This is a genomic window from endosymbiont of Ridgeia piscesae (genome assembly GCF_001443665.1).
Taxonomy (GTDB): Bacteria; Pseudomonadota; Gammaproteobacteria; order Chromatiales; family Chromatiaceae; genus Endoriftia; species Endoriftia persephonae.
Window position 1 is genome coordinate 66020 of record NZ_KQ557117.1, and the last position, 11975, is coordinate 77994.

At 55.2% G+C, this 11975-nt stretch carries 13 protein-coding genes and 1 tRNA gene; 9 read left to right on the forward strand and 5 right to left on the reverse strand.

What is annotated here, in order from left to right; genetic code table 11:
• Positions 1-348: 348 nt before the first annotated feature.
• The 7 genes from Ga0074115_RS02595 (at position 349) to Ga0074115_RS02620 (ending at position 5452) form a co-directional block, all read left to right on the forward strand.
• Positions 349-439 (forward strand) — tRNA-Ser (locus tag Ga0074115_RS02595).
• A gap of 299 nt (positions 440-738) precedes the next feature.
• Positions 739-894, forward strand: a complete 156-nt coding sequence (locus tag Ga0074115_RS16110) for a hypothetical protein (protein ID WP_157292618.1) — start codon at positions 739-741, stop codon at positions 892-894.
• Positions 895-1143: 249 nt separating this feature from the next.
• Positions 1144-1650 (forward strand): Hsp20/alpha crystallin family protein, encoded by a 507-nt coding sequence (locus Ga0074115_RS02600; protein ID WP_057956918.1) that lies wholly within the window; start codon positions 1144-1146, stop codon positions 1648-1650.
• A 59-nt stretch (positions 1651-1709) separates the two neighbouring features.
• A complete protein-coding gene (locus Ga0074115_RS02605) occupies positions 1710-3185 on the forward strand; it encodes a DegQ family serine endoprotease (RefSeq protein ID WP_060528176.1) in 1476 nt (491 codons plus the stop codon).
• 51 nt (positions 3186-3236) lie between these two features.
• Positions 3237-4193, forward strand: a complete 957-nt coding sequence (locus Ga0074115_RS02610) for a DnaJ C-terminal domain-containing protein (RefSeq protein WP_057956919.1) — start codon at positions 3237-3239, stop codon at positions 4191-4193.
• A 6-nt stretch (positions 4194-4199) separates the two neighbouring features.
• On the forward strand, positions 4200-4511 hold the full coding sequence (locus Ga0074115_RS02615) for a chaperone modulator CbpM (RefSeq protein ID WP_057956920.1): 312 nt from the start codon (positions 4200-4202) through the stop codon (positions 4509-4511).
• Positions 4511-5452: a zinc metalloprotease HtpX gene (locus Ga0074115_RS02620; protein ID WP_057956921.1), complete on the forward strand. Its 942-nt coding sequence runs from the start codon at positions 4511-4513 to the stop codon at positions 5450-5452. The genes Ga0074115_RS02615 and Ga0074115_RS02620 overlap by 1 nt, the downstream gene beginning before the upstream one ends.
• A gap of 273 nt (positions 5453-5725) precedes the next feature.
• Here Ga0074115_RS02620 and Ga0074115_RS02625 read toward each other — a convergent pair whose 3' ends face one another.
• On the reverse strand, positions 5726-6367 hold the full coding sequence (locus Ga0074115_RS02625) for a hypothetical protein (protein ID WP_057956922.1): 642 nt from the start codon (positions 6365-6367) through the stop codon (positions 5726-5728).
• Positions 6368-6444: 77 nt separating this feature from the next.
• Complete coding sequence (locus tag Ga0074115_RS17145) at positions 6445-6573, reverse strand: hypothetical protein (RefSeq protein ID WP_324617005.1); 129 nt, start codon at positions 6571-6573, stop codon at positions 6445-6447.
• On the opposite strand from Ga0074115_RS17145, the gene Ga0074115_RS16115 reads away from it, so the two are divergent.
• Positions 6517-6729 carry a transposase gene (locus Ga0074115_RS16115; protein ID WP_157292620.1) on the forward strand — a complete coding sequence of 71 codons (213 nt, stop codon included), beginning with the start codon at positions 6517-6519 and terminating at the stop codon, positions 6727-6729. The two genes, Ga0074115_RS17145 and Ga0074115_RS16115, sit on opposite strands and share 57 nt — an antisense overlap.
• A gap of 102 nt (positions 6730-6831) precedes the next feature.
• On the opposite strand, the gene Ga0074115_RS02635 is transcribed toward Ga0074115_RS16115, so the two are convergent.
• Positions 6832-7698 (reverse strand): HDOD domain-containing protein, encoded by an 867-nt coding sequence (locus tag Ga0074115_RS02635; protein ID WP_087959717.1) that lies wholly within the window; start codon positions 7696-7698, stop codon positions 6832-6834.
• 41 nt (positions 7699-7739) lie between these two features.
• Positions 7740-9761 carry a putative bifunctional diguanylate cyclase/phosphodiesterase gene (locus Ga0074115_RS02640; protein WP_060528178.1) on the reverse strand — a complete coding sequence of 674 codons (2022 nt, stop codon included), beginning with the start codon at positions 9759-9761 and terminating at the stop codon, positions 7740-7742.
• Positions 9762-10452: 691 nt separating this feature from the next.
• Here Ga0074115_RS02640 and Ga0074115_RS02645 point away from each other — a divergent pair.
• Positions 10453-10857 (forward strand): Fur family transcriptional regulator, encoded by a 405-nt coding sequence (locus Ga0074115_RS02645; protein ID WP_006474242.1) that lies wholly within the window; start codon positions 10453-10455, stop codon positions 10855-10857.
• A 64-nt stretch (positions 10858-10921) separates the two neighbouring features.
• Here Ga0074115_RS02645 and Ga0074115_RS02650 read toward each other — a convergent pair whose 3' ends face one another.
• Positions 10922-11974 (reverse strand): ABC transporter ATP-binding protein, encoded by a 1053-nt coding sequence (locus Ga0074115_RS02650; protein WP_057955968.1) that lies wholly within the window; start codon positions 11972-11974, stop codon positions 10922-10924.
• Position 11975 lies beyond the last annotated feature (1 nt).

Sequence of the window (11975 nt, forward strand, 5' to 3'; positions counted from 1 at the left end):
GAAAATGTCAGTGTTTTATGTAGAATAGCCGCCCGTCCATTGATGGCCTCTTTAAGATACGAAAAACAGATACCTGAGTGTCTGTCAAGAATCAAGTGCCGCGGGAAAAATAGCGGGCAGCGCGCACAAAGGTACGGCAGTCTTCAAGTGAGTAACGCTGCGCCAGCGCAGTTTATCACGACGTATCAGGAGAGGTGCGGGAACTGGCCGAACGGCTTGAGTCGAGCAAATGGGCAGGAGGCCCGTTTCACAACGCCGTAGGCGTTGCCCACAGGGTGAGGCACATGGCTGTGCTGAATGAAATCAAGTGAACCGCAGCCCTATGGGCTGCTAGATAGCAGAGTTTTTGGAGAGGTGCCGGAGCTGGCCGAACGGGCTTGACTCGAAATCAAGTGAACCCTTGCGGGTTCCGAGGGTTCGAATCCCTCCCTCTCCGCCAAATAGTCTATAAAAACAATAAGATGTGGATTTTTGCAATGCTTCGATACCGTACCAGTCAACCAAGATAATCTTCCATCAAATCAGCCGCTTGTAAGATTTTTACTGAGCCGGCCCCCTGATAACTCATACTAATTAAGAGACGGTTTGCGTCGCGCCTGTCGGCGGAAATTCTAGGCTTATCCCGATTGGTTCGATTTCCAGGGCTGCTCCGGGAAACTCATCCAAACTCAGTCATGAGAAGGTCGTCTGCGTCTATGCCTCTCCAAAGGTGCAGCCAGCAAGTACGTCAATCTTACTGTGGCTCAGAGCATCAGCTGGTCGCTGTCCGAGGGTGTCAACGAGGCCCGTCTGTTTCCAATCCAAGCTAAATTCAATCGCTTTATCGAGTCGGGTTACTTCCGTATCTACCAGAAGCTGAAACGCAAAGGGGTGACCCTTCAATTATTGTGGTAACCGGCTGACGTGCTGTATCAGGAACGGGCGAGGTACTGCAGTGCCCAGGTCTTTGTTTCGGTGCTCGGTACCTCCAGCTACACTTTGATAGGGTCGGGAGCCGCCTTCTCAGGAGAGAAATGAACCTCTGTCGCTGCATGATTTCGGCTGGATGGAGAGGAAGAGGTTGCTCTTGAAAAATCGATCGTCAATTCCCACGTCTTTAGCAGTACCAGTAAAGGGAAAGATATCAATTTGGAGTAGGCGACGATGTCAACACTAGAGCAACTTGGTGAAGGAATGAATCACGCATGGGATGCATTGGTGGATGGCTGGCGTGATCTCTATCGCCGCGCGACAAATGCCATAACGCGATTCACGCCACATGGTTCTAAGGGGGAGCTTAGATCCAGAGATGGGGGGGAGATTGCTATCCGCAGTTCCGGCTGGGGCGTATTGGCAGCCGAGGTCTTTGATGATGATGACCGGGTGATCGTACGTCTGGAGGTGCCGGGTATGGAGCCGGATGAATTCAGGCTGGATGTCGTCGATGACATGCTGGTGGTTTGTGGTGAGAAGCAACTCCAGAGTGAACGCACTGAGGGGCGCTATCAAATATCCGAGTGTGCCTATGGTCATTTTGAACGCGCGATATGGTTGCCGGATGAAGTAGACAGCGATAAGGCCTCAGCCCGGTACAGGCGCGGCGTTCTGCGGGTGGAGTTGCCGAAATCGTCGGCCCGGCGCAGTAGAAGAATTAAAGTGAAAGTGCGCTGACAGCGCCCTCAAGAATTTAGCCAATACAGCTTTCTACACTTGTCACTGAGGAGTATGACATGAAGATAAATCGAATCGTTCCACTCCTGGTTTTGCTCTTGTGCATTGTATCGCCAGCTTATGCGCAGGACGGTGGTATCGAAAACCTGCGGGAGACTGGCAAGGCCTTTGCGTCGGTGGCCCGAACGGTCTCGCCATCGGTAGTTTTTATCCAGGTTGAAGGCAAGGCATCTGGCTCTGCAGTCACCGGGTTTTCTTCACCTTTCGGTGACAGGTCGCCATTCAACGATGATCTGTTCAAGCGATTTTTCGGTGACCGGTTTCCAGGAATCCCCCACAGTCCACGTTCTGAGATGCCGCGAGGTGAACGCCGTACAATCAGTCAGGGCTCGGGTTTTGTCTTCGCAACCAAAGATGGCCTGTTGTCCGATCAGAGCTATATCCTGACTAACAATCATGTGGTGGAAGATGCCGATAAGATACGGGTGAAGCTTCAGGACGGACGTGAATTCGATGCCAAGATTGAGGGTAGGGATCCGCAGTCCGACGTAGCCGTGCTTGTGATCAATACAGGCGGGCTTCCGGCGCTATCGTTGGGCGACTCCTCGAAGCTTGAAGTTGGTGAGTGGGTGGTAGCCATTGGCAATCCCTTTGGTCTGAGCCATACCCTCACGGTGGGTGTAGTCAGCGCCAAGGGACGCACCAGTCTTGGCATCAACGACTATGAGGATTTCATCCAGACTGATGCGGCCATTAATCCCGGCAACTCCGGAGGCCCACTGGTCAACCTGGACGGTGAGGTTGTCGGTATTAATACTGCAATTTTTTCTCGTAGTGGTGGCTATATGGGGGTTGGCTTCGCCATACCCATTAACCTGGCTAAGGCTATCGCCAATCAATTGATGGATGGTGGCGAGGTGACACGAGGCTATCTCGGGATTGTTATCCAGGCGCTAACCCCTGAATTGGCGGAATCTTTCGGCCTTGATCAGAACCTGGGCATTCTGATAGCCCAGGTATCAGAAGACTCCCCGGCCGCTCAGGCAGGTTTGCGGCAGGGTGATGTGATCGTTGCATATCAAGGCAAGCCTGTGACCGATGTTGGCCGTTTCCGTAACCAAGTCTCGCTTACCTCGCCGGGAAGCCGAGAACAACTAACCATTGTCCGTGACGGTAAGCGCCGAGGCATCACTGTAACCATCGGCACACTCGCCAAAGACAAACTAATTGCCGAGGGCCCTGCCCAAAGTGCTGATGAGCTTGGCCTGAGCGTGCAGACGTTAACACCTCAGTTGGCCGATCAGTTTGGCACCAAAGCGGGTGAAGGTGTGGTGGTGACGGAAGTCAGGCCTGGATCTATTGCCGCCATGGCGGGGATTAAGCCCGGTGCGGTGATCATGCAGGTGGAGCATAAACCAGTGAAAAGCGCTGCCGAGTTCAAGCATGCGGTGGAAAATGGTAGCAATGACAAGCGTGTGCTGTTGCTCATCCGTAGAGGTGATATGCAGCAATATGTGGTGCTGAACTGGCAATGACAACCTGAGTGATTTCTATTAGAGGCTTAGGGCAGAGACAACAGTACTACTATGGAATACAAAGACTACTACAAGATCATGGGTGTCGAAAAAGGCGCTACTCAGGATGAAATCAAGCGAGCCTACCGCAAATTGGCGCGTAAATATCATCCGGATGTGAGTAAGGAGCCGAATGCCGAAGCCAAGTTCAAAGAAGTGGGTGAAGCCTACGAGGTGCTGAAAGATCCGGAGAAGCGGGCGGCCTACGATCAACTTGGCGCCAACTGGAAGGCTGGCCAGGAGTTCCGGCCGCCGCCGGACTGGGATGCAGGGTTTGAGTTCCGCGGTGGCGGCTTCACGCCGGGGGACGCCTCGGCCTTCAGTGACTTTTTTGAGACCCTTTTTGGCAGGGGAGGCAGTGGTGGTTTTGCTGATGCACGGAGAGCCGGGCCGCATTTCCGCACTCAAGGAGTAGATCATCATGCCAAGGTGTTGATCGATTTGGAGGATGCCTTCCATGGTGCCACCCGCACGATCACTCTACGTGCACCTGAACTGGACGCCCAGGGGCATGTGATTACCCATGAGCGCACTTTGAACGTGAGAATCCCAAAAGGGGTCAAACAGGGACAGCAGATCAGGCTGGCGGGACAGGGTTCTCCCGGTGTGGAGGGTGGAAGTGCTGGCGATCTCTATCTGGAGGTGGAATTCAGGCCGCACCCCTTCTACCGCGTTGAAGGACGGGATCTCTATCTGGAACTGCCGGTAGCCCCCTGGGAGGCAGCGCTTGGGGCCAAAGTCAAAACCCCGACTCCAGCGGGGATTATCGATTTGAGGATACCTGCCGGCTCCACCTCGGGGCGCAAGCTGCGGCTGAAAGGACGGGGTATCCCCGGAAAGAATCCTGGTGATTTCTATGCCGTTTTGCGTATTGCGTTGCCGTCTGGGGATACGGAGCGCGCACAAGCCCTTTATCGCAAGATGGAACAGGAACTGGCGTTCAACCCACGCGCCAGATTGGGAGTTTAGCTGAGCATGAGCAAAGATATTCTGACTGGTTTTCTGCTGGATGAAGAGAGCTTCCTGACTCTGGGTGAGCTGAGCCGTGCCTGTATGGTGCATGCCGAATGGATCATTGAACTGGTGGATGAGGGCGTTCTGGAGCCGAGTGGCTGTGATGCCGTCCACTGGCGTTTTTCCGGACTCTGCCTGCATCGGGCGCGTACCGTCAGGCGTCTCCAGCAGGATCTCGGAATTAATATTGCTGGTGCCGCGCTGGCGCTGGATCTGATGGACGAAATTGACGGTTTGCGAGCACGACTGCACTGGCTGGAGCGGGGTTGCTAATGGCCATAGACTCACAAATCTGGCATCAACACGCATTGGCAAATCGCATTCAATCTTTGTTGTTGCTCGTGGCTATGGTGAGCTTTCTGTCTCTGCTGGGCTGGGTGCTATGGGGAGTTGACGGCATCTTCTGGCTGTTGCTACTGGGTTTTGTGTTGTTGTTGTTCAATCCAGTCGCTTCACCCTGGCTGATCATGCGCATGTACCGGGCTACTCGCCTGACGTCGGTTAAGGCGCCAACACTTGATTCAACTTTGAGGGAGCTGGCCCACAGAGCAGGGCTCCACAGGGTTCCTGAGCTTTTCTATGTCCCTAGCCCTATGGTCAATGCCTTTACGGTGGGAAGCCGGAACGAAGCGGTAATCGCGGTGACCGATGGCCTGTTGCGTTCACTGGATACACGGGAGACAGTCGGAGTATTGGCACATGAAGTGAGCCATGTTCGCAATAACGACATGTGGGTGATGGGGATGGCTGATCTGTTCAGCCGTTTGACCAGCCTACTCTCCCTGCTTGGTCAGTTCCTTCTGCTGCTCAACCTGCCACTGATCGTGATGTCGAATGTGAGCATCAACTGGTTCGCTATTCTGTTGCTTATCTTTGCCCCCAATCTGAGCGCGCTGGCCCAGTTGGGGCTCTCTCGTACCCGGGAATATGAGGCGGATCTCAGCGCAGCCCGTCTCACGGGTGATCCAGAAGGGCTGGCCAATGCCCTGGTCAAGATCGAACAGCGCTCCGGTTCTTTGCTTGAACGACTTTTTCTGCCCGGACGGCGCATCCCGGAGCCTTCACTGCTGCGGACCCACCCGCCGACTAAAGAGCGGGTGCGCCGCTTGATGGCACTCAAGCCACCCGTTGTGGAACCTTTATCCTTTATCAGGCGTGAGCGTGGCTTCTTACAAGACGATGCCCCAGTTTATTTAGTGAGTCGAAGGCCGTGATGGCATGTAACAGGTTTGTGGCATTAATGTTTCTGGAGGATTGTATTCATGAAAGATCCTTTTCATATGGCCTGCTCCCATCGCGCGGCGATCAACCGGTAATGGAAGAAGAGTTGGCTGGCGCCGGTGTGACCTTGACCCGGCAACAGCAGGAAATTGTCCTTGTGGCCAGCGTGCCTTAGCCGAGGGGGCCTGGCGCTCCTTGGGAGAGGGAGCGGTTGTCGTATTGGCGGGCGGTGAGGTTATGGAAGCCAGCTGGCAGGTTGGCCCGATTTATCTATCTTCTCCGTCTTGTGAGGCGGGAGACGCGGTTTTCTTCAAAGTGGCGATCTCCTGCCGCAGGGCCTTCAGCCTAGCCGTATAGGCGTCAGCATCCCCATAGTCCACAAATCGCTCAACCAATCGATGGGGGTCTGGAGTGCGTCGTGCATGTTTGATGGGGCACCAGTATTGTTCAGTTCTGGCGGCAATCTCACGGACATACTCGATCAAGCCGCTGCCATAACCACAGTAGATGCAGTTAAGTTTTTGGATGGCGTTGAGATAAGCCAGGTGCTGCCGGTCAATGACCAGGTAATCCCTGCGCACCACGCGTGGAATGCCGTACACACGGAAACAGATATGCTGGTAGAGCGTAGCTATGATGTCCAGCAATACGAAAGGGATGAACACACCATAGATAACAGGTGCAGTGAGCAGATGTCCAAGCCGTGCCGCACGAAGATAGGTCCAAATCCCCACTTTCTGATGGCGTTGCAACGCCCGCATGCCCTGTTCAAATCGGACCCTGCCTTGTTCCAGGGTGTAGTGGAAGAGTTTGCGTTTTTCGTCCAGTAGTTGGTCGATCTCACGTTCCAATTCCGCCTGCAGGGTATGCAGACGGTGGAGGATGTCGTCTATGGGGGAACTGGGCATGAATGATCCTTTGAATGAATGCTCGGTAGGTAATTTAGAGGTCGCATTGTTGTGCTGCACGAAACGCATCGGTCAGATTAATATTGCACAATTATTTTGTGCGTATCATCGATCACGGGCATCGCCTCTAATTCAAACTCCATCATACGATGCAGCACATTATCCAGTTTCTCACCTGGAGCTGCAGAGACAAGGTCCCTCCCCATCAGCTCCCTTGCAATGGCCTCGCCGAAGGGAACAATCGTCGCATCAAAGTGGTCAGGGTACGGAGCAGAGGATTCCATAATAAGCAGCACTTCGCTACGCCCACCTACTTCCATCTTGGAGGACTGAATCGCTACCCCGAAGGGGTTGAGCTGTAGGAGTTGCCCACCAAATTAGGGGAAGAGCCATCTGGAACTTCCGGCTTGTAGCAGAAAATTTGATCTCGAAATTCTGCTCGTCCCGCGTCGTTCAGCGGCTCCTCAATTGTTTTGGAAAAGCTCCTTGGCCAATTCTTGGGTTCGTTCGAACTGATCGGCAAGTTTTTGAAACACGCTCTCCAGCTCGGATTCGTCGAATTCAAGTTTTTTCACTCTGGGGTCTTCTGCTTGAAAATCCTCACCTCGATAGAGTCTGGAAACCATATTGGCGGCGCTGCCAACTAGTGCTGCGGTCTGCCATGATGTGCCGTGGTAACTCTTGTCGCAGTGGTATCTCATGGCATTTGTCAGAACATCGGGTAGAGCCCAGGCCTGGCCCAAGCATCCGCCGACGCTACAGTAGTCATCGCCAACTGTTTGTCTGAGGGCTTGGCGAACGCTGGAGGTTGGATCTGCTTCGTCGAGGCTGAGCGCCTGTGCGGTTTCTTCCGGTATGTTGTCGGCGAGCCACAACAGCCCCAGGCTGTGTAGCAGTCCGGCGGTACGCGCTGTCTGTGGGTCGCATTCGAGTCGTGCTCCGGCCTGTTCGCTGAGTCTGCCGGCCCCTTCGCCAACCAGCATGCAGGTGCACCAGAATCGTTCGGCGTGGAATGCCGGACAGCGTGATGGGCTGAAGGGTGATGAGATAGCGAGCGCGATGCTCAGGCTCCGTACTACCTGTAGTCCAAGTTGCACACAGGCCTGATTCAGGTTGGTGACCGGGCTACGGGGGGATGCCCAGGCGGAGTTGGCGAGGGAGATCAGTCGAGCGGTGATAGTGGGGAAGCGCTCAATCTCATGGGCCAATTCGTGAAATCCAATCTCGTCATCCATGACCACCTTTAGTAGATAGGAGACCCCGGGGGGTAATACCGGAAGTCTGGTGTTTCCACTCAGGCGTTGGTTCAGGGTAGCGTTGTTACATTCCATGTGTAGCCGGTTGTTTGCTGTGATGTGGAGCTATCAGCCTGCTAAAAATGTACTTTGCTGACCAGTGAGGGGATCTGATCGGCTGGTACTGGCGGGCTGAAATAGTAGCCTTGGACTTGGTGACATCCCAGCCCCCGCAAGATCTGAATCTGTTCGAGTGTTTCGGCTCCTTCGGCAACCACCTTGTAACCCAGTGCCTGGGCCATGCCAATAATGGTGCCGACGAGCACAGTGGATTTTGCCTCGTGTTGCAGATCCTTGATAAACAGCCGGTCCACCTTGAGGGTGTCGATCGGCAGCTGTTTCAATACCGCGAGGGAAGAGTAGCCGGTGCCAAAGTCATCAACCGCTACCTTTATCCCGAGTGCATCCAACTGCTGGCAAGTGATGGAATAGTTGTCACCCAGCTGTATAACACTTTCGGTGACTTCGATCTCCAATCGCTTCGGATCAATGCCGGTGGTGTTAAGCACCCGCGTGACCATATTCACGAAGTCGAGATCAGTGAAGTGGATGGCGGAGATGTTGACCGCAACCTGGAGTTGATCGAGAGCATCGTGATGCCAGCTAGCGGCCTGACGGCAGGCGGTTTCTAGAACCCATTCACCGATCTCCTGGATCAGGCCGATCCGCTCGGCGAGGTTGATGAATTCGCTCGGAGGGATGTCACCAAGTTCGGCGTGGTGCCAGCGGATTAGGGCTTCAACGCCGGTGACTTTGCCGCTGCTCAGGGATATCTGTGGCTGATAGTGGAGTGTGAAGTCGTTGTTGTCGACCGCTACCCGTAGCTGCTGCTCAAGGGCGAGGCGTTGGCTGGCCTGAGTGGTCAATTCGGGGATATAGAAGGCATAGCGGTGTTTGCCCGCTTCCTTGGCGGCGTACATGGCGCTGTCCGCCGCTTTGAGCAGTTGCTGCATGTCGCTGCCATCCTTGGGAAACAGAGCAATGCCCAAGCTTGCCATCGGGCGCACTGTCTGGGTGCCGAGCTCGACCGGCTGATGGATCTCTTTTAGACAGCGGTTGGCCACCTCGGCGGCGTCGAACTCATCAGTAATATTGTCGACGATGATGCAGAACTCATCGCCGCCAAAGCGGGCCGCGAAGTCGACATCGCGCAGCGGTTTTTCGAGGCGTTGGCCGATAATGGCGAGGAGTTGGTCTCCCGTCTCATGCCCCATGCTGTCGTTGATATCCTTGAAACCGTCCAGATCGAGGAAAATCAGCGCCAGCTGTTCGTCACGCCGGGTTGCCGCCTTGAGGGTGTCGCTGAAGCGCTGCAGAAAGTGCGCCCGGCTGGCGAGGCCGGTGGTTTTATCGAAGAAGGCGAGTTGGCGGATCTCCTTTTTCCGGCTCTCGTTGATCCTCAGGATTCGGCTCAGAGTATTGACCGAGTCGGCGAGCCGGATCAATTCCTTGCCGCTGGAGATGTGAACCTCACTGGTGAGATCGCCTTGAGCGATCATGTGGAGTCGTTTGTTCAGGGTGTTGATTGGTTTGGAGATCAGCAGATAGATCCAGAAAAGGATCAGGCCGGTTAGCGCAATCAACACTGCGGTACTGAAGAGGCGCATGCTGAGAACATGCAGGTCGATCTGTTGTTGTAGTGGTTGGATGTTCCAGTCGATGAAGATGCGTCCGAAGTGTTCGCCGTCGAACAGGATATCCTCGGCAAAGGCGAGGTGAGTCATAGCGCCGGTATCGCTGATTCGCTGCCAGTGGGCGAGAGTTTCTCTTCGCTCATTCTCCATTGTCAGGGAGAGGATGTTCGGGTCCAGGGTTGCCAACTGGGTGATGATGGTCTCGAGTCGCGCCTGATCTTCGCTGATTACCGCATCGATACTGGTGGCTGAGAGGACGCTCAGGATTCTGTGATTCTGTTCTTCCAGATTTTGCCTGAGATAATCTGTCTCTAGTTGCTCGAACACTATGCCGACGGCATACCCGACCAGCAATATGCTCCCTCCAAGCAACAGCAGGATCTGCCGCCAGATCGGCAATTGGGAGAATGTGAAGTTGTTGCGTGGGTTGACCATGCCCTGTCTGACGGTTTCAACTTGATGCATGGGGTGCTTCTGCTTTCTGCAGGAGAGGCGTCCCCCCGATCTCTAGTACAGCCCTGGAAGGTCTAGCTTGTAACGATTTTTCAGCAACTCCGGCTTCTCTATGCAGTGGGGCTGAGATGAGTGTTTGACCCGGCGGCAAGATCAAAGTGCTATGGAGAAAGGCTGCTCTGGGGGGCTGCTGGTTCGGAATGTGGCGGCTGGTCCTTTTCATGTGTACTAATTCCAATACCCTCTTCGAATCCTTCCAGCAATAAGTATTGGAGACCTGGCTTTGGAATTATCTGAGGTCGCTAAACGCCGATGCGCGGGTTGTGCTTCGGTTCAGGAGTCGCGCAGATCCCCTTCTGCCCCCCCCACTTCATCCTAGTGGATTCTGCCGAAAATGCATCGTTACCCCCATGGGGGGTAATGCCCAGTGCAATCCCCTGTATCGGTGCTGAATTCAGCTCTGAGGGGAAAGGTGATCAGCGGAAAATCTTGCTGGGGCAGATGCAGCGCTCTACTGCATATTTGTGGTGGCCGGTGCAGTGGTTTTCTGAAGATCTTTTGCAACCGGAGTAGTGGGCAGAAAGGGAATCAAAGTTGTGCCGTACCGATGCTGGGAGAATAGTTGACAAAAACATTTGGATTTGACGCGACAAGGTGAATTATACTGGTCGCCATGAATGAAGCTTTGCGCAGAGCTGACGATATGGAACCAGCAGTAGATGTTGAGTCGATGCTGCGTTCGAGTGGTATCTATCCGACGCCTCAGCGGGTCAGCATCGGCGAGCTGTTGTTTGCCCGCAAGCAACATCTAACGGCTGAGCAGATCCATGAGCGGGTCAGTCAGCGTTTCAGGCGGGTCTCCAAGGCGACTGTCTATAACACCCTCGCGCTGTTTGTCTCGAAAGGGCTGCTACGGGAGCTGGTTGCCGATCCGGCACGTACCTTCTACGACAGCAATACCCAGCCTCATCACCACTTTTTCAATATCGATACCGGTGAGCTGAGCGACATCCCAGGCGATCAGCTACTGAATCTTCCAGAAGGCATTCTGCCGGAGGGGACCAAAGTGAAAGCTGTCGATATCGTTGTGCGGGTTTGCAATCGCTAACCCCCTGTAGCCACGACGGCGGGGCGACCTTTATCGGCGATGATCCCCTCTTGCGTGGGCTATCTTACTGCGGCCCCTGACGGAACAGGATCAAGTGTTCCACCTGTATCTTCACCCCAGTCCGCTCGCCCACCCGATAGTCGTTGTGGCTCGGTAGCAGCGAAAGCAGCTCACCCCCCTCCGGCAGCGCCAGAGTATAGAGCGTTTGGGCGCCGCGAAAGGCGCGCTCGATGATGCGGCACCCAAGGCCGGCGCCCGGGGCCAGGGTGATATCGTCCGGGCGTAGCAGCACCTCCACTGCGGCGCCCCTGGGCCAGCCGTAGGCGCGATTGCCCTGGATCTCGCCGAGTGGGGTCTCAACTCGATCGGGTGCGCTCAGCCGGCCTTTGAGAAAACGCCCCTCGCCGATGAAGTCGGCGACAAAACGGTCCGCCGGTTCGTGGTAGAGATTGAACGGGCTGTCCCACTGCAGGATCTTGCCCGCCTGCATCACTCCCACCTGTTCGCCCATCACAAACGCCTCATGCTGGTCATGGGTGACGAAGATGGCGGCGGTGCCACGGGCCTTGAGGATATCCCGCACATCAGCGGCAAGTCGTTCGCGCAGCTCCACATCGAGATTGGAGAAAGGCTCGTCGAGCAGCAGCAACGGCGGCTCCGGGGCCATCGCCCGGGCCACCGCAACGCGCTGCTGCTGGCCCCCCGATAGCTCATGGGGAAAACGTTGGCCGTAGCCCTCTAACCCCACCAGCTCCAGCATCTGCTCCACCTTGCGCCGGCGCTCAAAGCGGCTGATGCGCTGCAGGCCGAAGTCGATATTGTTGGCCACGCTGAGGTGAGGGAAAAGTGCGTAGTCCTGAAACACCATGCCGAGCCCGCGCCGCTCCGGCGGCAGCGTGTAACCAGGGCTTGAGACGATCTGACCGTTGAGGCGGATCTCGCCCTGTTTGATCGACTCGAAACCGGCGATGGCGCGCAGCACTGTGGTCTTGCCGCAGCCACTGGGGCCGAGCAGACAGCTCAGCATACCGGCGCTGACGTTGAGTGATAGATCAGTGACCACATCCTGATCAGCGTAGCGGCAGTGAAGGCCTTCGATTTCCAGCAGTTGTGTCATG

Bases quoted from the DNA above. Each gene is read 5' to 3' on its own strand.
- Ga0074115_RS02600 (WP_057956918.1), top strand. From the start codon at position 1,144: ATGTCAACACTAGAGCAACTTGGTGAAGGAATGAATCACGCATGGGAT.
- Ga0074115_RS02605 (WP_060528176.1), top strand. From the start codon at position 1,710: ATGAAGATAAATCGAATCGTTCCACTCCTGGTTTTGCTCTTGTGCATT.
- Ga0074115_RS02610 (WP_057956919.1), top strand. From the start codon at position 3,237: ATGGAATACAAAGACTACTACAAGATCATGGGTGTCGAAAAAGGCGCT.
- Ga0074115_RS02615 (WP_057956920.1), top strand. From the start codon at position 4,200: ATGAGCAAAGATATTCTGACTGGTTTTCTGCTGGATGAAGAGAGCTTC.
- Ga0074115_RS02620 (WP_057956921.1), top strand. From the start codon at position 4,511: ATGGCCATAGACTCACAAATCTGGCATCAACACGCATTGGCAAATCGC.
- Ga0074115_RS02625 (WP_057956922.1), bottom strand. From the start codon at position 6,367: ATGCCCAGTTCCCCCATAGACGACATCCTCCACCGTCTGCATACCCTG.
- Ga0074115_RS16115 (WP_157292620.1), top strand. From the start codon at position 6,517: ATGCAGCACATTATCCAGTTTCTCACCTGGAGCTGCAGAGACAAGGTC.
- Ga0074115_RS17145 (WP_324617005.1), bottom strand. From the start codon at position 6,573: ATGGGGAGGGACCTTGTCTCTGCAGCTCCAGGTGAGAAACTGGATAAT.
- Ga0074115_RS02635 (WP_087959717.1), bottom strand. From the start codon at position 7,698: ATGGAATGTAACAACGCTACCCTGAACCAACGCCTGAGTGGAAACACC.
- Ga0074115_RS02640 (WP_060528178.1), bottom strand. From the start codon at position 9,761: ATGCATCAAGTTGAAACCGTCAGACAGGGCATGGTCAACCCACGCAAC.
- Ga0074115_RS02645 (WP_006474242.1), top strand. From the start codon at position 10,453: ATGGAACCAGCAGTAGATGTTGAGTCGATGCTGCGTTCGAGTGGTATC.
- Ga0074115_RS02650 (WP_057955968.1), bottom strand. From the start codon at position 11,974: ATGACACAACTGCTGGAAATCGAAGGCCTTCACTGCCGCTACGCTGAT.